Raw genomic sequence first — 21960 nt, 5'->3', positions numbered from 1 at the left:
CCATTGCATCGGGGTGCGCACCGCGTCGCGGTCCTCGAGCCAGATGTTGTCGCCCCTCCCTTCTCTCTGCGGGCTCTCCCAGCGGACGGGACCGCTCAGTAGATGAGCACCCGTCGGCCCTCGCGGAACCACGAGACCGACCACAGCAGGTCCGAGGCGGCGGTCGAGATCCGGCAGCAGCCGTGCGAGGCGGGGTAGGGCGGGATCGAGGAGGAGCCGTGCACGGCCCAGCCGCGGTCGTAGTACCCGGGGCGGTAGAGGTCCCCGAGCGGGCCGCTCTGCCAGCCCTTCGAGTAGAGGCGGAACATCGAGAAGTCGCCCTTCGGGGTGGTCGCCGTCTTCCAGCGCCCGCCGGAGTAGTAGCGCTCCCCGCTGCCGGTCGAGGTGTTGAGGATGTAGCCGAGGCGCCCCTGGGTGGTCAGGATCATCACCTGCCGGGAGAGGTTCACCTCGAAGCCGATGCCGCTCGTGATCCGGCGGGAGGGCTGCACCCCGTCGTTCAGCGCCGCCCAGGTCTTCGGCCCGACCACGCCGTCCTTCGAGAGCCCGGCGGACTTCTGCAGCGCCCAGACGGCCTGCTGGGTGAGGTGCCCGAAGGAGCCGTCGGCCGTGCCGCACCAGTAGCGCAGCGCCCACAGCTTCTTCTGCAGCGTCGTCACCTCGGCGCCCGTGGACCCCTTGCGCAGGGTGCTCGCGGCGCTCGCGGGTCCGATGCCGGCGAGGAGTCCCGCGCCGAGCGTCCCCACGCCCAGCAGCAGGGTCCGACGGCCCGGCGTGAGCCTCTGCGGGTCCCCGGGCGCGGTCGGTCTCTCGGTCAGGTGGATGGTCATGACGGTCCCCCCTCTGGGATCGGCTGTGCGGCCGCCGACGGTGGCGGTGGACCCAGTATCGAGAGTCAAGAAAGAGTAAACTAGAGGGAAAAGATGCTGGTTGGGCGTGCGGATGTGACGATTTTGTGACGACGCAGGTCGAGCGCTGATTTCTCGGCGGTAGGTGTTCTGGACGGATGTCTGGGCGTCCGACGGGGCCCGCACCGGCCCCGCACTGGCCTCGCTGCAGCGACATGCCATAGTGGCCCCGTGACGCCGCAGACCGCCCCGCCGCCCGATCCGACGCCGCTCGAGGTCGGGGTCGACTTCGCCCACGCGCTCGGGGTCGCGGACGCGAGAGGGGTGCTCCACATCCAGGGCGATGCGACGCGCGCCTGGCCGCTCGCGAGCGTCTCCAAGCCGATCGCCGCACTCGCCGTCCTCGTGGCGGTGGAACGGGGCCTGCTCGAGCTCGACGAGCCCGCGGGCCCCGCGGGGTCGACCGTGCGCCACCTCCTCGCCCACACCGCGGGCTATCCCTTCACGGGGGAGGAGCTGCTCGGCGCGCCCGGGGAGCGGCGCAACTACTCCAACACCGGCTTCGAGGTGCTCGCCGCCCACCTCGAGGACGCAACCGGCTACGACATGCCCGAGTGGGTCGAGCAGACCGTCGTGGCCGGGCTCGACCTCGTCGACCTCGACCCCTCCGGCTCTCCAGCCGCGGGCTACCACGGCAGCGTGCGGGACCTGCTCTCCGTCGGTCGCGAGCTGCTCGCGCCCACCCTGATCTCCCCGGCGCTGTGGCGCGAGGCCATGGGCGTGCAGTTCCCGGGGCTCGGCGGGATCCTGCCCGGCTACGGGCGGCAGCGCGCGAACGACTGGGGACTCGGCCTCGAGATCCGCGATCACAAGGACCCGCACTGGACCGGCGCCGCCTCCTCGCCGCGCACCGTCGGCCACTTCGGCCAGTCCGGCTCCTTCCTCTGGGCGGATCCGGAGGCGGGCCTGACCGCCTGCTTCCTGGGTGAGCGGCCCTTCGGCCCCGACCACGTGCGCGCCTGGCCCCCGCTGACCGACGCGATCCTCGCGCGCTTCGGGACCCGGTCGTGAGTGACCACGAGGGACTCGGCGCGCTCGGCGCGCTCGACGACTTCGGTTTCGAGGCCGCGGCGATCGTGCTCGGCCCCGAGGGCGTGCGCGAGGCGCGAGGCGACCTCGAGCGGGTGCGGCCCTGGCGCTCGGTGACCAAGTCCGTGACCGGCTTCGCCTGCGCGCTCGCCCTGCAGAAGGGGCTGATGAGCCTCGACGACGAGGTCGGGCCGCCCGGGTCGACCCTCCGTCATCTCCTCGCGCACGCCTCCGGATACTTCTACGAGTCCGAGTCGACGCTGCAGGCGCCCGGGCTGCGCCGGCACTACTCCAACTACGGGATCGACGAGGCCGGGCGGCATCTCGAGCGCACGACCGGCCGCGACCTCGAGGACTGGGTGCGGGACGAGCTCGCCGAGCCGCTCGGCATGACCCGGCTCGAGTGGGAGGGGTCCGCCTCCGTCGGCGCCGCGGGGCCGCTCGCGGACCTCGCCCTGCTCGCCGCCGAGCTGCTCCGCCCCACCCTGCTCGAGCCCTGCTGGGACGCCGAGCTGACCACCCCCTCGTTCCCCGAGCTGGTGGGGATCATGCCCGGCTTCGGCAAGCAGAGCCCCAACCCCTTCGGGCTCGGGATCGAGGTGCGCGGGCACAAGAGCCCGCACTGGACCGGGTCGGGCAACAGCCCGGGGACCTTCGGCCACTTCGGGATGCGCGGCACCGCCTTCTGGGTGGACCGCGAGGCTGACCTGGCGCTCGTGGTCGGGACCTCCCACGACTTCTGCGACGCCCATCGCGAGGTCATGCCGCGCCTGGCCGACGCGGTGCTCGCCGCGCACTCTTGAGGGGAGGCGCGGCCGGCGGCCCGTGGACCGGCCGATCAGACGTTGTGGACCAAGGGGCCGGCCGGTTCCCGCCACCCGGCGAGCACCTCGAGCATGCGCACCAGGCGCACGCTCTCGGCGACGTCGTGGACGCGCAGGATCCGCGCGCCCCGCGCGATCACCCAGGCGGCCGCCGCGAGCGAGCCCTCGAGTCGTTCCTCCTTGGGCAGCCCGAGCGTCTCGCCGATCACGTCCTTGCGGGACAGCGCCGCGAGCACGGGCAGGCCCATGCCCGTGTACTCGCGCCACTCGCGCAGGATCTCGAGGGTCTGCCGGGTGTTCTTGTTCAGGTCCGGACCGGGGTCGAGCACGATCCGCTCGCGCGGCACCCCGGCCTCGAGAGCGCGCTCGAGCCGGGCGGCGAGGAAGTCCCGCACCTCCTCGACGACGTCGTCGTACTGCGGGCGCGGATAGGGCCGGCGCGGCGCCGCGAGGGAGTGGGTGATCACGAGCGAGGCTCCGGTCCGCGCGACGACCTCGCACATCCGCGGATCGGAGAGCCCGGTCGTGTCGTTGATCAGGTCGGCACCGACGGCGATGGCCTCGCGGGCGACCTCGGCATGGAAGGTGTCGACCGAGAGCAGCACGTCGGCCGGGAGCTCGGCGCGGAGCGCCGCGACCACGGGGACGACCCGCTCGATCTCCTCGGCGACGGGCAGCGCCTCCCCGGGCGCGAACTTCACGCCGCCCACGTCCACCAGGTCGGCGCCCGCGGCCGCGGCGGCCCGGCCCGCCCCGACCGCCTTCTCGAGCGCGAAGGTGCGGCCCTCGTCGAAGAAGGAGTCGGTGGTGCGGTTGACGATCCCCATGACCAGGACGCGGCGCGAGGTGTCCGGCAGCGGACGGGGCCGCGGCGGGGCATGCTGACCGTGCGGGACGTGCGGGACGTGCGGGACGTGCGGGGTGTGCTGGGACGGCGCCGAGAAGCTCTCGGCGACCCCCAGGATCGCCCCTCCGGCCGACGCTACAGTGTCCGGAGCGGGAGGAGCGGCCGTCTCGGAGCCGTCGTCGTACGCATTGGTCATGGCCTGTTCCTCCGCTGTTCACGCGGGCGTCCGTCGTCTTTGAGCGGCACCCGACCTGCACTACGTTAAGAGCGGACACGACGTTTCACAATCCGGCTGTGGTGTCCGTTCGCACGCCGGGACCTGGACCCTTTTGGAGGATTCTCGCAATGAAGATCGTCGTCGCCGGTGGAGATGGATTCTGCGGCTGGCCCACTGCCCTGTACCTGTCGGAGAAGGGGCACGACGTCACGATCGTCGACAACCTGGTCCGCCGCGAGATCGACGTGGAGCTCGGGTCCAACTCGATGACCCCGATTCTCTCCCTCGAGGAGCGGGTCGCGGCGTGGAAGGAGGTCTCCGGGAAGGACATCGCCGTCCGCATCGCCGACCTCACGGACTACCAGGCCGTCGTCTCGATCTTCGAGGACCTGCAGCCCGAGTCCTTCGTGCACTTCGCCGAGCACCGCTCCGCGCCGTACTCGATGATCGACCGCGAGCACGCGATCGAGAACCACCGCAACAACGTCGAGGGCACCCTGAACGTCCTGTGGGCGATCAAGGACCACGCTCCCGACTGCCACCTCGTCAAGCTCGGCACCATGGGCGAGTACGGCCAGCCGAACATCGACATCGAGGAGGGCTGGATCGAGATCGAGCACAAGGGCCGCAAGGACCGCCTGCCGTTCCCGAAGGCCCCCGGCTCTTTCTACCACCTCACCAAGGTGCACGACAGCGACAACATCATGTTCGCCTGCCGCATCTGGGGCGTGCGCGCCACCGACCTGAACCAGGGCGTCGTCTACGGCCTCGAGACCGACGAGACCCGCCGCGATCCGCGCCTGGTCAACCGCTTCGACTACGACGCGGTGTTCGGCACGGCCCTGAACCGCTTCATCATCCAGGCCGCGATCGGCCATGACCTCACCGTCTACGGCAACGGCTCGCAGACCCGCGGCTACCTGGACATCCAGGACACCGTGCGCTGCATCGAGATCGCCTGCGAGAACCCGGCCGACCGCGGCGAGTTCCGCGTCTACAACCAGTTCACCGAGCAGTTCTCCGTCAAGGAGCTCGCCGAGAAGGTGCAGCAGGTCGCCCGCGGCATGGGCCTCGAGGCGAACATCGCCAACACCGAGAACCCCCGCGTGGAGAAGTACGACCACTACTACAACGCGGTCAACACCAACCTCCTGGACCTGGGCCTGCAGCCGCACCTGCTGACCGACGAGCACCTCGCCGAGGTGCTGAAGGTGGCGCTCGAGAACACCGATCGCGTCAAGCGCGAGCTGGTCATGCCCACCGTCACCTGGAAGTGAGCCGGATTCCGTGAAGATCGCGATCGTCACGGAGACCTTCCTGCCCTCCGTCGACGGCGTGGTGACGCGTCTGCGCCACGCCGTCGAGCGGTTCACCGACCTCGGGCACGAGGTCATCGTGATCGCCCCCGATCTCGGGGTGACCGAGCACCACGGGGCACGGGTGGTGGGCATCCGCCCGGTGACGCTGCCGTTCTACAAGCATCGGCGCTTCACCCTCCCGAACCCCACCGTGGACGGCATCATCCGCGGCTTCCACCCGGATGTCGTCCACGCCGCGCAGCCCCTGCTGCTCGCCTCCTCGGGGGCCTTCGCCGCGCGCCGGCAGCGGATCCCGCTGGTGGCCAGCTATCACACCCACATCCCCCGCTATCTCGACCTGTACCGGGCGTGGAGCTGGGGGAAGCCCGCGGTGTGGTGGCAGATCAAGCGCAACCACGCGATGGCCGAGGTCAACATCGCGACCTCGGAGACGATGAAGGCGGAACTCGCCCAGCACGGCCTCGAGAACCTCCACGTGGTCCGCCGCGGGGTGGACACCGAGACCTTCCACCCCCGCTTCGCGAGCGAGGAGATGCGCGAGCGGCTCAGCGGCGGGCACCCCGAGAAGAAGCTGCTGGTGTTCGTCGGCCGCCTCGCCGCGGAGAAGGAGATCCACCGGCTGCGGCCGATGATGGACCGCCGGGACGACGTGGCCCTCGCGATCGTCGGCGACGGTCCGTTCCGCGGTGAGCTCGAGGAGATGTTCCGCGGCACCGCGACCACCTTCCCGGGCTTCATGGGCGGGGAGACGCTCGCGAGCGCCTTCGCGAGCGCCGACGCGTTCGTGTTCCCGTCGGTCACCGAGACCCTCGGCCTGGTGATCCTCGAGGGCATGGCCTCCGGCCTGCCGGTCGTCGCCGCGCGCTCGGGCCCGACGATTGAGCAGGTCACCGACGGGGTGGACGGGCTCCTCTTCGACCACGACGACGAGCCGAGCCTGGACCGGGCACTCGACCGGCTCGGCGATGCGTCGCTGCGCGCGTCGATCCGTACCGCCGCCCGCACCGAGGCGGAGAAATTCTCCTGGGAGAACGCCTCCGACGACCTGCTGCGCTACTACGAGCTGGCGATCGAGAAGCGCGCCCAGCGGCCGCATGTCTGAGCCCGCCCGCCTGGAGCCGGTGACCCTCGCCGGCCACGGCCTCCGCCTCGAGCCCCTGGAGGCGCGGCACGTGCCCGGGCTCCGCGAAGTCGTGGCCGACGGGGACATCCACCGTCTGCCCTTCGCCCCGCACGTCCCGGCACCGGAGGCGGTCGAGGGCTCCGTCCGCGGTCTCCTGGCCGATGTCGCTGCCGGTTCCCGGCTCGCCTGGGCCGTCGTGCGCGAGACCGACGAGCGCGTGGTGGGCCTGACCACCTTCATGAACCTCGCGCTCGCCGACCGGGGCCTCGAGATCGGGAACACCTATCTGGCCGGTTCCGTGCACCGCACCGGCGTGAACACGGCGATGAAGCGCCTGCTGCTGGGCCATGCCTTCGACACCCTCGACCTGCTCCGCGTCGAGTTCCGGGTCCACCACCTGAACCTCGCCTCGCGCCGCGCCGTCGAGGCCCTCGGCGCGCAGCAGGACGGGATCCTGCGCGCACACCGGATCCTGCCCGACGGCTCGGTGCGCCACACCGTCGTGTACTCGATCCTCCCGCTCGAGTGGCCGGGGATCCGCGCGATGCTCGACGCCCGGCTCGAGCGCCGCGCGAGCTGAGCCGCGCGCCCGAGGGGTGCGAGGGCGCGGTGTGGCGCGGCCCACACACCGCACCTCCGTCGGCCTCCTTCGCACCCCGACTATGACGCCTTATGACACGGATCTGGCGCGGAGCCGTCGCGCCTCGTCATAGTCGGAGACATGACCAGTACCGTCGCCGAGCCCGGAACCGCCCTGCCGTACCGAGCCCCCGCGTCGACCGTGGAGGCGTCGTCCGTCGACGGCGTGCGCCTCAGCGGGGTCGCGCGCTCCTTCGAGGGCCCGCAGGGACGCCATGACGTGCTGCGCGACCTCGACCTCACGCTGGGCACCGGCGAGATCGTCGCCGTCGTCGGCCCCTCGGGCTGCGGCAAGTCGACGCTGCTGCGCCTGATCGCGGGTCTGGACACGCCCAGCGCCGGCGCCCTCGCTCTCGACGGCACGGCGCTGACGGGCACCGATCCCCGCAGCGCGGTCGCCTTCCAGGAGCCGCGCCTGCTGCCCTGGCGCACCATCCGGGACAACGTCGCCCTCGGCCTCCCGCGCGGCACCGGCCGCCGCGCCGGGCGCGAGCGGGTCGCCGAGCTGCTCGCCCTCGTCGGCCTCGAGCACGCCGCCGACCTCCGCCCCCGCGAGGTCTCCGGCGGCATGGCCCAGCGCGCCTCCCTGGCCCGCGCGCTCGCCCGCGCCCCCCAGGTGCTGCTGCTGGACGAGCCCTTCGGCGCGCTCGACGCGCTCACCCGCCTGCGCATGCAGGACCTGCTGCTCGAGATCCACGCCGCCGAACCCACCACCGTCCTCGTCGTCACCCACGACGTCGAGGAGGCGCTGTACCTCGCGGACCGCGTGCTGCTGCTGCGCTCCCTGCGCCTCACCGACGCCGAGGAGCCCGGTCGTCCCTCCCTCGCCCGCACGGTCGAGGTGCCCGGGGAGCGTCCCCGCGATCGTGCCGACCACGCCCTCGCCGAGCTGCGCGCCGAGCTGCTCGAGGGCCTCGGCGTCCCCAGCCACCACCACGGCTGACCACCCCCGTTCCCGCACCGCCCGACCCACCCCCGGAGATCACCCATGTCGCACACCCTCAGCCGCCGTTCCGCCGCCGCCCTCGGCCTCGCCGCCGTCACCGCGATGGGTGCCGCCTCCTGCGTCGCGGGCGAGGGCTCGACCTCGACCGCCGGCGGCTCCGGCGGCGGCTCCGACGCGGGCGGCGGCGCATGGAGCACCGACTCCCTGACGATCGACTGGGCGACCTACAACCCGCTGAGCCTCGTGGTGCGCGACCAGAAGCTGATCGAGAACGTCCTCGGCGACGCCGTCACCGTCGAGTGGGTGCAGTCGGCCGGTTCCAACAAGGCCAACGAGTTCCTCCGCTCCGGCTCCGCCGACGTCGCCTCGACCGCCGGCTCCGCCGCGCTGCTCGCCCGCGCCAACGGCTCGCCGATCAAGGTCATCGACATCTACTCCCAGCCCGAGTGGTCCGCGCTCGTAATCCCGGGCGACAGCGACATCACCGGCCCCGGCGACCTCGCCGGTCGGTCCGTCGCCGCGACGCCCGCGACCGATCCCTACTTCTTCCTGGTCCAGGCGCTGACTGAGGCCGGGCTGAGCATCGACGACGTCGAGCTGCAGCCGCTCCAGCACGCCGACGGCCGCTCCGCCCTCGAGGGCGGCAGCGTCGAGGCGTGGTCGGGACTGGACCCGATCATGGCCGCCGCCGAGGTCGAGTCCGGGGCGCAGCTCGTGTATCGCAACGTCGACTTCAACACCTACGGCTTCCTCAACGCCACCGAGCAGTTCATCGACGAGCACGCCGACGTCGCCCAGGTGGTCGTGGACGCCTACGAGGAGGCCCGCACCTGGGCGCTCGCGAACCTCGAGGCCACCGCCCAGCTGCTCGCCGACGCAGCGGGCATCGACCTGGCCGTCGCCACCACGGTGATCACCGAGCGCTCCAACCTCGACGTCTCGGGCGTGCCCGGCGCCGACCAGCTCGCGGTGCTCGAGGCGATCTCCCCGATGCTCGCCGAGTCCGGCGACGTGCAGGGCGGTGCCGACGCGGTCGACACGGCCCGCGAGTCGATCGTGCACGACGCCTTCGCGCAGGCCGCGGTGGCCGGCTGATGAGCGCGGCCGTCGACACCCCGACCCGGGCGGCGACCGGACCGTCGGCCGCCGCGCGCCCCGCGCTGTGGGACCGCGGCGCGGTGCGCTTCGCCGCCGGCGCCGTGCTGCCGCTGCTGATCCTGCTCGCCTGGCAGGTCACGACCTCGCTCGGCCTGGTGCCCGCGTACCGCCTGCCCGGGCCGCTGACCGTGCTGCAGGCCGGGGCGGACCTCGCGGGCCGCGGCGAGCTGGGTCTGCACATCGCGATCTCGGTCCAGCGCGTGCTGCTGGGCTTCGCGATCGGCTCCGCGGTCGGGCTCGCCGTCGCCGCGGTCGTGGGCCTCTCCCGCGCGGGCGACGCCCTGCTCAGCCCCACCCTCGCGGCCCTGCGCGCGGTGCCCTCGCTGGCCTGGGTGCCGCTGCTGATCCTGTGGCTGCAGATCGGCGAGGAATCGAAGATCACCCTCATCGCGATCGGCGCCTTCTTCCCCGTGCTCACCACGGTCGCCGCGGCGCTGCGCCACATCGACCCGCAGCTGGTCGAGGCCGGGCGCAGCTTCGGACTGCGCGGCTGGGACCTGTTCCGCACCGTGCAGCTGCCGGCCGTGGTCCCCTCGGTGGTCTCCGGCCTGCGCCTGGCCCTGGCCCAGTCGTGGCTGTTCCTCGTCGCCGCCGAGCTGATCGCCTCCTCCATGGGCCTCGGCTTCGTGCTCAACGACTCCCAGCAGACCGGCCGCGTGGACCGCATCCTGCTCGCCATCGTGCTGCTCGCCCTGCTGGGCAGCCTGACCAACGCCCTGCTCGGGCTCGTCGAGAAGAGGCTGCTGAAGAAGTGGGCATAACCACCGCCACCACCGCCGCCGCCGAGTCGCGGCTCGTCGAGACCCGCACCTTCCCGCCGGACCCCGCCCTCGCCGGGACCTGGAACGTCGGCCCCGGGATCCACGGGACCGCCGCCGCGGACCCGGTCGCCTTCTGGGAGGGGGCCGCGCGACGCCTCGACTGGACCGAGCCGTGGCACACGGCGCTCGAGTGGTCACCGCCGACGGTCGATCCCGCGACCGGCGAGCTCTCCGTCCCCGCCGCCCGCTGGTTCGACGGCGGTCGCCTGAACGTCGCCGAGAACTGCGTGGACCGCCACGTGCGCGCCGGCCGCGGCGACAAGGTGGCCCTGTACTTCGAGGGAGAGCCGGGGGACCGCGAGGCCGTCACCTACGCCGAGCTGCAGCGCCGCGTGAGCCGCGTCGCGAACGCCCTGACCGATCTGGGGATCGTCCCCGGCGATCGGGTCGTCGTCTACCTCCCGGTGCTCGTGGAGACCGTGGTCATCGCGCTCGCCTGCGCCCGCCTCGGCGCCGTGCACTCGCTCGTCTTCGGCGGCTTCAGCGCCGAGGCGGTCCGCTTCCGCCTCCGCGACACCGGCGCGAAGCTGCTGGTCACCTCCGACGGGCAGTTCCGCCGCGGGAAGGCCGTCGAGGTGAAGTCCGCCGCCGACGAGGCCGCGCGCGAACTCCCCGCCCTCGAGCACGTCCTCGTGGTGCGCCGCACCGGTCAGGACGTGCCCTGGACCGCGGGCCGCGACGTGTGGTGGCACGAGGCGGTGGACGCGGCGAGCGAGGTCCACGAGCCGCAGCCGTTCGACGCCGAGCACCCGCTGTTCATCATCTACACCTCCGGCACCACCGGGAAGCCCAAGGGTCTGGTCCACACCTCGGGCGGCTATCTCACCCACACCTCGTGGGCGCACTGGGCGCACTTCGACGCGAAGGACTCCGACGTCCACTGGTGCACGGCCGACCTCGCCTGGGTCACGGCCCACACCTACGAGATCTACGGCCCGCTCAGCAACGGCCTCACCCAGGTCATCTACGAGGGCACGCCGGGGGTCCCGCACCGCGAGCGGCACCTCGAGATCATCGAGCGCTACGGCGTGACCGTCTACTACACGGCGCCCACCCTGATCCGCACCCTCATGTCCTGGTTCGGCGACGAGCTGCCGGCCGGCCACGACCTCTCCACGCTGCGCCTGCTCGGCACCGTCGGCGAGGCGATCAACCCCGAGGCCTGGATCTGGTTCCACCGCACCTTCGGCCGCGGCGAGCTGCCGATCGTCGACACCTGGTGGCAGTCCGAGACCGGCGCCGCGATGCTCGTCCCGCTGCCGGGCGTGACCACCCTCAAGCCCGGCTCCGCGACGGGGGCGCTGCCCGGCGTCGACCTGGCCGTGGTCGATGCGGATGGACGCGAGCAGCCGCCCGGCGTCGCCGGCACGCTCGTCGCCCGTCGGCCCTGGCCCGGCATGGCCCGCACCGTGTGGGGCGACCCGGAGCGCTACCGCGACTCCTACTGGCGCGACTTCGCCGGTCATGGGGAGCACGGCGGCTACTACGTCGCCGGGGACTCCGCTACGGTCGACGCCGACGGATGCTTCTGGATCCTGGGCCGCCTCGACGACGTCGTGAACGTCTCCGGGCACCGGCTCTCCACGATCGAGATCGAATCGGCCCTGGTCGCCGAGGGCAGCGTGCGCGAGGCCGGCGCCGCCGGGGTCGACGACCCGCTGACCGGCCAGGCCGTCGCCGTCTTCGTCATCCCGCGCGGCGGGACACGGGCCGATCCGACCGAGCTCGACGTGCCAGCGCTGCGCGAACGGGTCGCCCGGGAGATCGGCCCGATCGCCAAACCGCGGCACGTGATCGAGGTGCCGGACCTGCCGCGCACCCGCTCCGGCAAGATCATGCGCCGCCTGCTCGCCCAGCTCGTCCACGCCGAGCGGGACCGCCGCGCCGGCCGCACCCCCGACCCGCTCGGGGACACGACCAGCCTGCAGAACCCGGAGGCCGTCGACGCGGTCGCGGCGGTCCTCGCATCCCTGTCCGTAGACGACCCGGCCGTCGCGCCGCGCAGCTGACACCCTCCCACCCGCCCGGAACCGACCGTCGGCCGTGCCGACGTAGGAGGACCCCCATGACCCTCACCGCCCCCGTCTCCTCGCTCGAGACCCCCCTGAAGTTCGCGTACTGGGTGCCGAACGTTTCCGGCGGCCTCGTCGTCTCCACGATCGAACAGCGCACCGACTGGCAGCTGCCCTACAACGCGCGCCTCGCCCGCATCGCCGAGGACTCCGGCTTCGAGTACGCCCTGACCCAGACCCGCTACGCCGCGAGCTACGGCGCGGACAAGCAGCACGAGGCGACCGCCTTCTCGCTCGCCCTCCTCGGCGCCACCGAGCGCCTGCGCGTCATCTCCGCCGTGCACCCCGGCATGTGGCACCCCGGCGTGCTCGCCAAGTGGCTGATCACCGCCGACCACCTCTCCGGCGGCCGCGCCGCGGTGAACATCGTCTCCGGCTGGCTCAAGGACGAGTTCGTGAAGTTCGGCCTCGACTGGCTCGAGCACGACGAGCGCTACGTCCGCACCGAGGAGTTCATCCGCGCGCTGCGCGGTCTGCTCACCGAGGACGACTACACCCAGTCCGGCGCCTACTACGACATCGACGGCTTCACCCTGAACCCGAAGCCCGTCGACGTCCCCGGCCGGCCCCACCCCGAGATCTTCTTCGGCGGCAACTCCACCGCCGCGCAGGCCACCGCCGGCCGCGTCGCCGACTGGTACTTCTCCAACGGCCGCACCCTCGAGGGCTACGAGGAGAACGTCGCCGGGGTCCTCGCCTCCGCCGCCGCGGCCGGGCGCTCCCCGCGGTTCGGCCTCAACGGCTTCGTCATCGCGCGCGACTCGCGCCAGGAGGCGGAGGACACCCTCCGCGAGATCGTCGCGAAGGCGCACCGCCCCGCGGTCGAGGGCTTCCGCCAGTCCGTGCAGGAGGCCGGCGCCTCGACCACGGACGGCAAGGGCATGTGGGCCGACTCGTCCTTCGAGGACCTGGTCCAGTACAACGACGGCTTCAAGACCCGCCTCATCGGCACCCCCGAGGAGATCGCGGACCGCATCGTCGAGTACAAGAAGATCGGCGTGAACCTGCTGCTGACCTGCTACCTCCACTTCCAGGAGGAGGTCGCCGCGTTCGGCCGCGACGTGATGCCGCTGGTGCGCGAGAAGGAGGCGGACCTCGCCCGCGCCCACGGGACCGAGCTGAACACCGATCTGCTGCCCGTCGTCCCCGGCGTGACCGCCGAGGAGGCCGCCGCGGCGACCGCCGAGACCCTCCCCGCCGATCACCCCTCCCGCGCCGGGGCCGCCGCATGAGCGCCGCACCCGAGGAGCGCACCTTCGGCTTCCGCACCCGCGCCCTCCACGCGGGCGGCACCCCCGACGCCCAGCACGGCGCCCGCGCGGTCCCGATCTATCAGACGACGTCGTTCGTCTTCGATGACGCCGCCGACGCCGCGAACCTCTTCGCGCTGCAGAAGTACGGGAACATCTACTCCCGGATCGGCAACCCCACCGTCGCCGCCTTCGAGGAGCGCATCGCCTCCCTCGAGGGCGGGATCGGCGCGGTCGCGACCGCATCGGGCATGAGCGCCGAGTTCATCACCTTCGCCGCGCTCGTCGGCGCCGGCGACCACGTCGTCGCCTCCGCCCAGCTCTACGGCGGCACCGTCACCCAGCTCGACGTGACCCTGCGCCGCTTCGGCGTGCAGACGACCTTCGTGCCCTCCTCCGACCCCGAGGACTACCGCGCCGCCTTCCGGCCGGAGACGAAGGTGCTCTACGTCGAGATGATCGGCAACCCCTCCGGCGAGATCGCCGACCTCGAGGGCCTCGCCGCCCTCGCCCACGAGCACGGCGTCCCGCTCGTGGTCGACGCGACCCTCGCCACGCCCTACCTGGTGCGGCCGCTCGAGCACGGCGCCGACATCGTCATCCACTCGGCGACCAAGTTCCTCGGCGGGCACGGCACCACCCTCGGCGGCGTGGTCGTCGAGGCCGGACGCTTCGACTGGGGCAACGGGAAGTTCCCCGGCATGACCGAGCCGGTCGAGTCCTACGGCGGCATCCAGTGGTGGGCGAACTTCGGCGAGTACGGCTTCCTCACCAAGCTCCGTTCCGAGCAGCTGCGCGACATCGGCCCCTCGCTCTCGCCGCAGTCCGCCTTCCAGCTGCTGCAGGGCGTCGAGACGCTGCCGCAGCGGCTCGACGCCCACCTCGCGGGGGCCCGCGCCGTCGCCGAATGGCTCGACGCCGATCCTCGCGTCTCCTTCGTGACCTGGGCGGGGCTGCCCTCTCACCCCCATCGCGACCGGGCCCGGAAGTACCTGCCGCTCGGCCCCGGCTCGGTGTTCGCCTTCGGCGTCCGGCCGACGGGGGAGTTCGCCGATGCGGCCGAGGAGGCCGCCGCGGCCCGTGCGACCGGTGAGGCGGTCATCGAGAACCTGCAGCTCGCCTCGCACCTCGCCAACATCGGCGATGCCCGCACCCTGGTGATCCACCCCGCCTCCACCACCCACCAGCAGCTCCGCCCCGAGCAGCTGGTCGCGGGCGGGGTCCGGCCGGACCTCATCCGCATCTCCGTCGGCCTCGAGGACACCGAGGACATCCTCTGGGACCTCGACCAGGCGATCACCGCGGCCACCGGCCGCACCCGGGAGGAGCAGGCATGAGCGGCGAGTCCAGCAAGACCGGCATCAGCATCAGCACCGGCATCGCCGTCGAGAGCGCCGCGCAGGCATGTGCGGCCCCCGCCGGGAGCGGCACCCCTGCCGGGAGCGGCGCCCCCGCCGGGGCACCCGCACGGACCTGGCAGGGCCCGTCGGCCCCCGCAAGGCTCGGCATCCTGCGCCGCACCCGCTCGATCGCGATCGTCGGCGCCTCCGCGAACCCGGCGCGGGCCAGCTACTTCGTGGGAACCTACCTGCTCTCCAGCTCGCCCTACGAGGTGTACTTCGTGAACCCGCGGGCGAGCGAGATCCTCGGGCACCCCGCCTATGCCTCCCTCGCCGATCTGCCGGTGGTGCCGGACATCGTCGACGTCTTCCGCAAGGACGCCGACCTCCCGGGCGTCGCGCGGGAGGCCGTCGAGGTCGGGGCGAAGGCGCTGTGGCTGCAGCTCGGGTCCTGGAACGAGGAGGCCGCCGCGATCGCCGAGGCCGGCGGGCTCGACGTGGTCATGGATCGCTGCGTGAAGATCGAGCACGCCCGTTTCCACGGCGGCCTGCACCTCGCGGGCTTCGACACCGGCGTGATCAGCTCCCGCCGACAGGAGCTCAGCGGCCGCCGCTGAGCCCAGCGGCCGCGGCTGAGCCGGGCGCGCTCAGCCCTCGACGCGGATCCCGAGGTGGCTCGCGAAGGCGGGCGCGAGCGCGGTGACCTGCTCCGCGTCGAGCGTCGCCCCGGCGAGGGCCTCGAGGTTCGCGATGCTGCCGACCTCGAGGCCGCGCAGGTCCACGTCCTGCAGCCGCGCCCCGGCGAGCAGCAGACTGTCCACCCGGCAGTCGCGCAGCAGCACCCGGCTCGCCGTGGCCCCCGAGAGATCCAGCTCCTCGAGCGTGCAGTCCTCGAGCACCACGTCCTCGAGGGTGCTGCCGCGCAGGTTGAGCCAGCCGATGCGGCTGCCGACGATGCGGGCCTGGCGGATCTCCGCGTCGTAGAGGTCCAGGGCGCCGAGTCGCGATCCGAGCAGCTCCACGTCCCGCCAGGTGGAGCGGGAGGCGTCCAGCACCGGCGCGTCCCAGCGCTCGAGGCGGGTCTCGAGGATCCGGGCGTGCTGCAGCCGCGCCGACGCCGCGGTCACGCCGACGAGCTCGCACTCGGTGAGGGTCGCGCCCTCGAGGTCCCGGCCCGAGAGATCGGCGTCGTGCAGCGACAGGGCCTCGTGGAGCCGATGGGCGTCGAGGTCCTCAGGCGCGGCGGCCTCGAGATCGTGCAGGCGCAGCGTCGTGATCGCGGGCGGGCGGGTGGTGGTGCGGCGGGCCATGGCGTCCTGTGTGTCCGGGGATGGGGCGGGGCGGGGTCTGCGGGGAGCCTACGGGGCGGGGGTGACGGTTCCGGATGGCCCCGCGTCCTCGCTAAGCCCCGCAGACTTGGGTGAATAGGGCTCGAATAACCCCAGGTCTGTGGGGGTTAGCGGTTGTCGACGAGATTCTCGCCGCGCGGAGGGGACCCCGCCCGCCTCGAGGGCTACGGCGTCGTCCCGCCCGAGGCGATCCGAGAGGCGATGTCCGGGCCGCTCAGCGACCTCGCCCGCGGGCTCGACAAGACGCTCGGCGATGACGCCGCCGAGGCGAGACTCCAGCTCCGCCGCCTCTCCACGCATCCCACCAGCGGTGAGCTGGTCGGCGTCGAGTCCCGCGCCCGCGCCTTCCCGCGCGGCCTCGCCCGGTTCATCCGCTGGCGGGATATGACCTGCCGCGGCCCGTTGTGCGATGCGCCGATCCGCCAGATCGACCACATCGACCCGGTCTCCGCAGGCGGCCCGACGACTCTCGAGAACGGACAGGGACTGTGCGCCTGGTGCAACGACAAGGAGGGGCAGACCCTCGCCGTCGAGCAGGTCGCCGGCCTCGACGGCCACCGCATCCGCTGGACGAGTCTCGGCGGCACGGTGCGCGAGACCGGGCCGGAGCGGCTCGGGCCCGTGTCGCGGCCCGAGACCCTCAGCCCTCCGCGGCCGCCCGCGCGGCGCCGGGCAGCACCGCCGCGATGCGGTCGAGGACCGCGGCGTCGTGCGCGGTGGAGACGAACCAGGCCTCGAAGGCCGAGGGCGGCAGGTACACCCCGCCCTCGAGCATCGCGTGGAAGAAGCGGGTGAAGGCGGCGGTGTCCTGGGCCTTCGCGTCCTCGTAGGTGCGCACCGGCTCGTCCCGGAAGAACACCGAGAAGAGGGTCCCCGCCGTCTGGATCACGTGCGGCACGCCGGCGGCGGTGAAGGCCTCGGCGACCATCTGCTGCAGCGCGAGGGAGGCTCGGCCCAGCGTCCGGTACGCCTCCTCGTCGAGGCCCGCGAAGGTCGCGAGGCCCGCGGCGGTCGCGAGCGGATTCCCCGAGAGCGTCCCCGCCTGGTAGACGGGACCGGCCGGGGCGAGCAGGTCCATCAGGTCCGCGCGTCCGCCGAAGGCGCCGACGGGCAGGCCGCCGCCGATCACCTTGCCGAAGGTCAGGAGGTCGGGCGCCCAGCCGTCGCCGTCGATGCCGTAGTAGCCCTCGCGGCTCGCGCGGAAGCCGGTGAGCACCTCGTCGCTGATCAGGAGCGCCCCGGCGGCGTGCGCGGTCTCGGCGAGGAAGCGATTGAAGCCGATACCGTCCTCGTCCAGAGGCGGCACCACGCCCATGTTCGCAGGCGCCGCCTCCGTGATGACCGCCGCGATCTCCCCGCCCCGCTCGGCGAACAGGGCCTGCACCGCCGCGCGGTCCCCGTAGGGCAGGACGACGGTGTCGCGCGCGGTCGCGGCGGTGACCCCGGCCGATCCGGGCATCGCGAAGGTCGCGACCCCGCTGCCGGCCTCGGCGAGCAGCGCGTCGACGTGCCCGTGATAGCAGCCCGCGAACTTCACCACCACGTCGCGGTCGGTCGCGGCGCGGGCCACCCGCAGCGCGCTCATCGTCGCCTCGGTGCCGGAGTTGACCAGACGCAGCCGCTCCACCGGCGCGATCCGGGCGGCGACCTCCTCGGCGAGCGAGACCTCTCCCGGCTGCGGGGCGCCGAAGGACAGGCCGCGTCCGGCCGCCTCGCGCACCGCCTCGACGACCCCCTCGTGGGCGTGGCCGAGGATCATCGGCCCCCACGAGCCGACGAGGTCCACGTACTCGGTGCCGTCGGCGTCGGTGAGCAGGGCACCCTTCGCGCTGGTCAGGAACGGGGGCGTGCCGCCCACCGAGCCGAAGGCGCGCACGGGCGAGTTCACCCCCGAGGGGATCACGCGGCGGGCTCGGGCGAACAGCTCCTCGGAGAGGGCGGTGGTCATGGGGGATCTCCCGGGGTCGTGGAGTGGCAGGGGTATGGAGGGGAAGGGGCTCAGCGGAACTCGCGCAGGTGCGGCGGCAGACCGTCCGCGAACCAGCCCGCGACCTCGCTCGCGTAGTAGGTCAGCACGGTCGAGGCGCCCGCGCGGCGGAAGGCCAGGAGCGACTCGAGGACGGTCCGGTCGCGGTCCACCCAGCCGTTCGCGCTCGCGGCCTCGATCATCGCGTACTCGCCGGAGACCTGGTAGGCGCCGACCGGCACCGGCGAGGCGGCGGCGACGTCCCGCAGCACGTCGAGATAGGGCAGACCGGGCTTGACCATCACCAGGTCCGCGCCCTCGGCGACGTCGAGCTCGAGCTCGCGCAGCGCCTCGCGGCCGTTCGCCGGGTCCTGCTGATAGGTACGGCGGTCGCCCGTGAGGGAGGAGTCCACCGCCTCGCGGAAGGGGCCGTAGAAGGCGGAGGCGTACTTCGCGGTGTAGGCGTAGAGCGCCACGTCGAGATGCCCGGCAGCGTCGAGGGCGTCGCGCACGGCGGCGATCTGGCCGTCCATCATCCCGGAGGGGCCCAGCAGGTGCGCGCCGGCCTCCGCCTGGGCCAGGGCCATCGCGCGGTATCGCTCGAGGGTCGCGTCGTTGTCGACCCGGCCGTCGTCGTCGAGCACTCCGCAGTGGCCGTGGTCGGTGAACTCGTCGAGGCACAGGTCCGCCATGATCACCGTCGAGTCGCCGAGCTCGGTGCGCAGCCGGGCCAGCCCCACGTTGAGGATCCCCTCGGGGTCGGTCGCGCCCGAGCCCACGGCGTCCTTCCGTGCGGGCACGCCGAAGAGCATCAGCCCGCCGACGCCGCGCTCGACCGCCTCGACGCCCGCGCGCACGAGCGAGTCCAGGGAGTGCTGCTGCACACCGGGCATGGAGGAGATCGCGACGGGCTCGGTCGCGCCCTCGCGCACGAACATCGGCAGCACCAGGTCGGCGGGCCGCAGCGTCGTCTCCCGCACGAGGGAGCGCATGGCGGCGCTCGTGCGGAGTCGACGGGGGCGGTCCACGGGCAGCGGGCCGGGGGCGACGGGGTGGGTCATCGGGTCTCCTTCGAACGGGGGTGCGGGGAACGGTCGGGCGGCGGGGAGAGGGCCTCGCGGACCGCGAGGACGAGCGCCTCGTCGGACGGGGTGCGGGCCTGCCGTGCGGGGACGAGGCCCGACGCGCGCACGGCCTCGGTGGTCGGGTCCCCGATGGTGATCACCGCGGTCGTGGGGTGCACGCCGATCCCGGCGGCGCGCCGGGCGATCATCGGACTGGTCAGCACGATCGCCGCGTAGCGGCCCACGGGCAGGCCCCGGGCGACCGACGGGGGCGGGTCGACGTGCTCGGGCCGGTAGGCCTCGACCTCCACCACCGTGTAGCCGGCCGCGCGCAGGCCGTCCGGGACGGTGCGGGAGGCGGCGGAGGAGGCCGGGAACAGCACCCGGTCGCCCGGTGCCGCCGGCGGCATGGCGGCGGCGAGGGCGGCGCCGGATCCCGGGGCCACGGAGGTGGGCGGGGTCCCCGCCGCCCGGAGTGCCGCGGCAGTCCCCTCGCCGACGGCGACGACCGCGGTCCCCGACGGGACACGGGTGCTCGCCAGGCGCTCGGCGGCGGTGCGGGAGGTGACCACCAGATGGGTGAACCCGCCCGCGGCCAGCTCGACCAGGGCGGCCCGCAGCTCCTCACCGTCGCTGGGGACGAGGCGGGTCAACGGCGCGTGCTCGACCGCGAACCCCTCCGCCTCGAGCAGCGCGGCGAGACGCTTCCCCCGTCCGGCGGGCCGCGTGACCAGCACGGGCCGCGCGGCCGGGGCCGGCGCGGACGGCGAGGCGGGCGTCCCGGGAGAGCGCATCAGGCGCGGGCCTCCGCGAGGATCTCGCCGGCGCCGCGAGAGAGCAGGTCGGCGGCGAGGTCCTCGCCGAGCGCGGCCGGGACCGAGCCCGGCCCGGAGAGCGCATCGGCGGCGAGGTCCACGTCGATCCGGGCCTCGCCCTCGACGACCCGCGACCCGTCGGGACGGATCGCGAGGGCGCGCAGGCGCAGGACCTGCACGGCGGCGTCGATCGCGCCGGAGGTCTCGGCCTCGGCCGGAGCGGTACCGGCCGGCTCGAGCTCGGCGAACGCGGCGACCGGGGCGGAGCAGCCCGCCTCGAGCGCCCGCAGCAGGGACCGCTCGGCCGTGACCGCGGCGCGGGTGGCCGGATCGTCGACCGCCGTGAGTCGCGCGGCGAACCAGGGCGCCTGCGCGAGCGCGGCGGTGGTCGCCTCCACGGCGAGGGCGCCCTGGGCGGGCGCGGGCAGCATGACCTCGACGGGCAGGAGCTCGCTGATCGCGGCCTCGCGGCCCACCCGGAGCAGGCCCGCGGCGGCGAGCACGACGGCGTCGAGGTCCGCGTCCTCGCCGAGGGCCCGGTTCAGGCGCGTCTCGACGTTGCCGCGGATCCCCACGACCTGGAGATCGGGACGGGCCCGAAGCAGCTGCGCACCGCGGCGCGGCGACCCCGTGCCCACGCGCGCCCCTGCCGGGAGCTGCGCGAGGGTGAGCCCGTCGCGGGCGCACAGCGCATCGCGCGGATCCTCCCGCACCGGGGTGCAGGCCAGCGTGATCTCGTCCAGCGGAACGGTGGGGAGGTCTTTCCAGGAGTGGACGACCACGTCGACCGCGCCGTCCAGCAGCGCCTGCCGCACCGCGGTGACGAACACGCCGGTCCCGCCGATCTGCGCGAGCGGGCTGGTGCGGTCCCGGTCGCCGGGGGTGCTCACGTGCACCAGCTCGACCTCGCTCCCGGTGCCGGCCGTGAGCGCCGCGCCGACGTGCCCGGACTGGGTCAGGGCCAGTTCGGAGGCACGGGTGCCGATCCGCAGCGGGGCGGCGGTCACGAGGGCGATCCGGCGCCCGCCGTGCCGGCGCCCGTCGTGCCGACGCCCGCGGCGGCGAGACGCTCCGCCCGCGCCCGCTCGACGTCCGCCGCGGAGTCCACCGCGCTCGTGGTGGGCCGGCACATCCGTCCAGCGCAGCAGTTCGTCCCGCACACGTCCGGGGTGCCCCCGAAGTCCGTGACCACACGGCGCGGGAAGGACGCGTCCAGCCGCTCCTGGACGAGATCTGCGAGGGCGGCGATGAAGCGGGGATCCTCCCCGGAGGTCGCGACGCGTCGGAAGGCGAGGCCCTTCTCCGCGGCGGTCTCCTTCGCTTCCGTGTCCAGGTCCCAGACGACCTCGACGTGGTCGGTGACGAAGCCGATGGGGACGACGACGACGGCATCGGCGGCGTCCTCCTCGGCGAGCTGCGCGATGACGTCGTTCACGTCCGGCTCGAGCCACGGGATGTGCGGCGCCCCGGAACGGGACTGGTAGACGAGCTGCCAGTCCGGGAGCTCGGGAGCGTCGTCGTGCAGCTGGTCCATCACCCACCGGCAGGCGGCGAGGTGCTGCTCGACGTACCAGCCGCCGGAGCCCTCGACCCGCGTCTCCTCCGGACCGGAGGCCTCGGCCATCGCGGTCGGCACCGAGTGGGTGGAGAACAGCACCGCGACGCGCTCGCTGTCGTGCCCCTCGGCGGCGAGGCTCGCCAGGGCGGCGCCGAGGCCGTCGACCACCGGGGCGAGGAAGCCGGGATGGTTGAAGTAGACGCGGACCTTGTCGATGGTGACCTCGCCGGCCAGACCGGTCTCCTCGAGCACCATGCCGAAGTCCTCCCGGTACTGCCGGCACGAGGAGTACGAGGAGTACGCGCTGGTGACGAGGCCGAGAGCATGGCGGTGGCCGTCGGCGTGGAGGGCGCGTACGGCCTCGGCGTTGTAGGGCGCCCAGTTGCGGTTGCCGAAGTAGATCGGCAGGTCCACGCCGCGGCGCGCCAGCTCCGCCTCGAGCGCGGCGATCATCGCCTCGTTCTGCGCGGTGATCGGGCTGCGTCCGCCGAGCGCGCGGTAGTGGCCCGCGACCTCCTCCAGACGCTCGTCGGGGATCCCGCGTCCGCGCGTGACGTTGCGCAGGAAGGGGATGACGTCCTCCTGCCCGTCGGGGCCGCCGAAGGAGGAGAACAGGATCGCGTCGAAGGGGCGGGCTTCGCCGCGTCGCGTATGGGTGGGGGAGTCGGGGGCCGCGGCGCGGGGCGCGGGCATCGGCGCAGTGGTGTCGGTCATG

At 73.4% G+C, this 21960-nt stretch carries 20 protein-coding genes and 1 pseudogene; 13 read left to right on the top strand and 8 right to left on the bottom strand.

Annotated features, from left to right (window positions below):
- Positions 1 to 95 precede the first annotated feature (95 nt).
- Complete coding sequence (locus ACZCAH_RS11470; protein ID WP_464341198.1) at positions 96 to 830, bottom strand: L,D-transpeptidase family protein; 735 nt, start codon at positions 828 to 830, stop codon at positions 96 to 98.
- Positions 831 to 1079: 249 nt separating this feature from the next.
- Between ACZCAH_RS11470 and ACZCAH_RS11465 the strand changes: the two genes are divergently transcribed.
- Together ACZCAH_RS11465 and ACZCAH_RS11460 are read left to right on the top strand one after the other, a co-directional pair.
- Positions 1080 to 1919: a serine hydrolase domain-containing protein gene (locus tag ACZCAH_RS11465; RefSeq protein WP_464341197.1), complete on the top strand. Its 840-nt coding sequence runs from the start codon at positions 1080 to 1082 to the stop codon at positions 1917 to 1919.
- Positions 1916 to 2740: a serine hydrolase domain-containing protein gene (locus tag ACZCAH_RS11460; RefSeq protein ID WP_464341196.1), complete on the top strand. Its 825-nt coding sequence runs from the start codon at positions 1916 to 1918 to the stop codon at positions 2738 to 2740. Before ACZCAH_RS11465 ends, ACZCAH_RS11460 begins: the two co-directional genes overlap by 4 nt.
- A 35-nt stretch (positions 2741 to 2775) precedes the next feature.
- On the opposite strand, the gene folP is transcribed toward ACZCAH_RS11460, so the two are convergent.
- On the bottom strand, positions 2776 to 3804 hold the full coding sequence (gene folP, locus ACZCAH_RS11455) for a dihydropteroate synthase (RefSeq protein WP_464341195.1): 1029 nt from the start codon (positions 3802 to 3804) through the stop codon (positions 2776 to 2778).
- Positions 3805 to 3953: 149 nt separating this feature from the next.
- On the opposite strand from folP, the gene ACZCAH_RS11450 reads away from it, so the two are divergent.
- From ACZCAH_RS11450 to ACZCAH_RS11405, 10 genes are all read left to right on the top strand, one after another.
- On the top strand, positions 3954 to 5102 hold the full coding sequence (locus ACZCAH_RS11450) for an NAD-dependent epimerase/dehydratase family protein (protein WP_464341194.1): 1149 nt from the start codon (positions 3954 to 3956) through the stop codon (positions 5100 to 5102).
- A gap of 10 nt (positions 5103 to 5112) precedes the next feature.
- Positions 5113 to 6246, top strand: a complete 1134-nt coding sequence (locus ACZCAH_RS11445; protein ID WP_464341193.1) for a glycosyltransferase — start codon at positions 5113 to 5115, stop codon at positions 6244 to 6246.
- Positions 6239 to 6847: a GNAT family N-acetyltransferase gene (locus ACZCAH_RS11440; protein ID WP_464341192.1), complete on the top strand. Its 609-nt coding sequence runs from the start codon at positions 6239 to 6241 to the stop codon at positions 6845 to 6847. Before ACZCAH_RS11445 ends, ACZCAH_RS11440 begins: the two co-directional genes overlap by 8 nt.
- Before the next feature lie 141 nt (positions 6848 to 6988).
- The gene (locus tag ACZCAH_RS11435) at positions 6989 to 7849 is read left to right on the top strand and encodes an ABC transporter ATP-binding protein (protein ID WP_464341191.1); all 861 of its coding nucleotides are present in this window, start codon (positions 6989 to 6991) and stop codon (positions 7847 to 7849) included.
- Positions 7850 to 7894: 45 nt separating this feature from the next.
- On the top strand, positions 7895 to 8947 hold the full coding sequence (locus ACZCAH_RS11430) for an aliphatic sulfonate ABC transporter substrate-binding protein (RefSeq protein WP_464341190.1): 1053 nt from the start codon (positions 7895 to 7897) through the stop codon (positions 8945 to 8947).
- Positions 8947 to 9771 (top strand): ABC transporter permease, encoded by an 825-nt coding sequence (locus tag ACZCAH_RS11425; protein ID WP_464341189.1) that lies wholly within the window; start codon positions 8947 to 8949, stop codon positions 9769 to 9771. The genes ACZCAH_RS11430 and ACZCAH_RS11425 overlap by 1 nt, the downstream gene beginning before the upstream one ends.
- Positions 9768 to 11840 (top strand): acetate--CoA ligase, encoded by a 2073-nt coding sequence (gene acs / locus ACZCAH_RS11420; protein ID WP_464341204.1) that lies wholly within the window; start codon positions 9768 to 9770, stop codon positions 11838 to 11840. Before ACZCAH_RS11425 ends, acs begins: the two co-directional genes overlap by 4 nt.
- A 56-nt stretch (positions 11841 to 11896) precedes the next feature.
- On the top strand, positions 11897 to 13135 hold the full coding sequence (gene sfnG / locus ACZCAH_RS11415) for a dimethylsulfone monooxygenase SfnG (RefSeq protein WP_464341188.1): 1239 nt from the start codon (positions 11897 to 11899) through the stop codon (positions 13133 to 13135).
- Complete coding sequence (locus ACZCAH_RS11410) at positions 13132 to 14490, top strand: O-acetylhomoserine aminocarboxypropyltransferase/cysteine synthase family protein (protein WP_464341187.1); 1359 nt, start codon at positions 13132 to 13134, stop codon at positions 14488 to 14490. Before sfnG ends, ACZCAH_RS11410 begins: the two co-directional genes overlap by 4 nt.
- Before the next feature lie 170 nt (positions 14491 to 14660).
- The gene (locus ACZCAH_RS11405) at positions 14661 to 15110 is read left to right on the top strand and encodes a CoA-binding protein (protein ID WP_464341203.1); all 450 of its coding nucleotides are present in this window, start codon (positions 14661 to 14663) and stop codon (positions 15108 to 15110) included.
- 30 nt (positions 15111 to 15140) lie between these two features.
- On the opposite strand, the gene ACZCAH_RS11400 is transcribed toward ACZCAH_RS11405, so the two are convergent.
- Positions 15141 to 15803: a pentapeptide repeat-containing protein gene (locus ACZCAH_RS11400; RefSeq protein ID WP_464341186.1), complete on the bottom strand. Its 663-nt coding sequence runs from the start codon at positions 15801 to 15803 to the stop codon at positions 15141 to 15143.
- A 240-nt stretch (positions 15804 to 16043) separates the two neighbouring features.
- Here ACZCAH_RS11400 and ACZCAH_RS11395 point away from each other — a divergent pair.
- Positions 16044 to 16349 (top strand): annotated as a pseudogene (locus ACZCAH_RS11395) (HNH endonuclease); the annotation flags it as partial.
- 133 nt (positions 16350 to 16482) lie between these two features.
- On the opposite strand, the gene hemL reads toward ACZCAH_RS11395, so the two are convergent.
- The 5 genes from hemL to ACZCAH_RS11370 are packed head-to-tail and all read right to left on the bottom strand — an operon-like array spanning position 16483 to position 21959.
- The gene (gene hemL / locus ACZCAH_RS11390; RefSeq protein ID WP_464341185.1) at positions 16483 to 17790 is read right to left on the bottom strand and encodes a glutamate-1-semialdehyde 2,1-aminomutase; all 1308 of its coding nucleotides are present in this window, start codon (positions 17788 to 17790) and stop codon (positions 16483 to 16485) included.
- Positions 17791 to 17840: 50 nt separating this feature from the next.
- Positions 17841 to 18869 (bottom strand): porphobilinogen synthase, encoded by a 1029-nt coding sequence (gene hemB, locus ACZCAH_RS11385; RefSeq protein ID WP_464341184.1) that lies wholly within the window; start codon positions 18867 to 18869, stop codon positions 17841 to 17843.
- Positions 18866 to 19666, bottom strand: coding sequence for a uroporphyrinogen-III synthase (locus ACZCAH_RS11380; protein WP_464341183.1), 801 nt, complete (start codon positions 19664 to 19666; stop codon positions 18866 to 18868). Before ACZCAH_RS11380 ends, hemB begins: the two co-directional genes overlap by 4 nt.
- Positions 19666 to 20694: a hydroxymethylbilane synthase gene (hemC, locus tag ACZCAH_RS11375; protein WP_464341182.1), complete on the bottom strand. Its 1029-nt coding sequence runs from the start codon at positions 20692 to 20694 to the stop codon at positions 19666 to 19668. Before hemC ends, ACZCAH_RS11380 begins: the two co-directional genes overlap by 1 nt.
- A complete protein-coding gene (locus ACZCAH_RS11370; protein WP_464341181.1) occupies positions 20691 to 21959 on the bottom strand; it encodes a ferrochelatase in 1269 nt (422 codons plus the stop codon). The genes hemC and ACZCAH_RS11370 overlap by 4 nt, the downstream gene beginning before the upstream one ends.
- Position 21960: the final 1 nt, after the last annotated feature.

The organism is Brachybacterium sp. B718/18 (genome assembly GCF_055454375.1).
The sequence above is the reverse complement of the archived record's forward strand: the minus strand, read 5'-3'. Positions and strand labels throughout refer to the sequence as shown.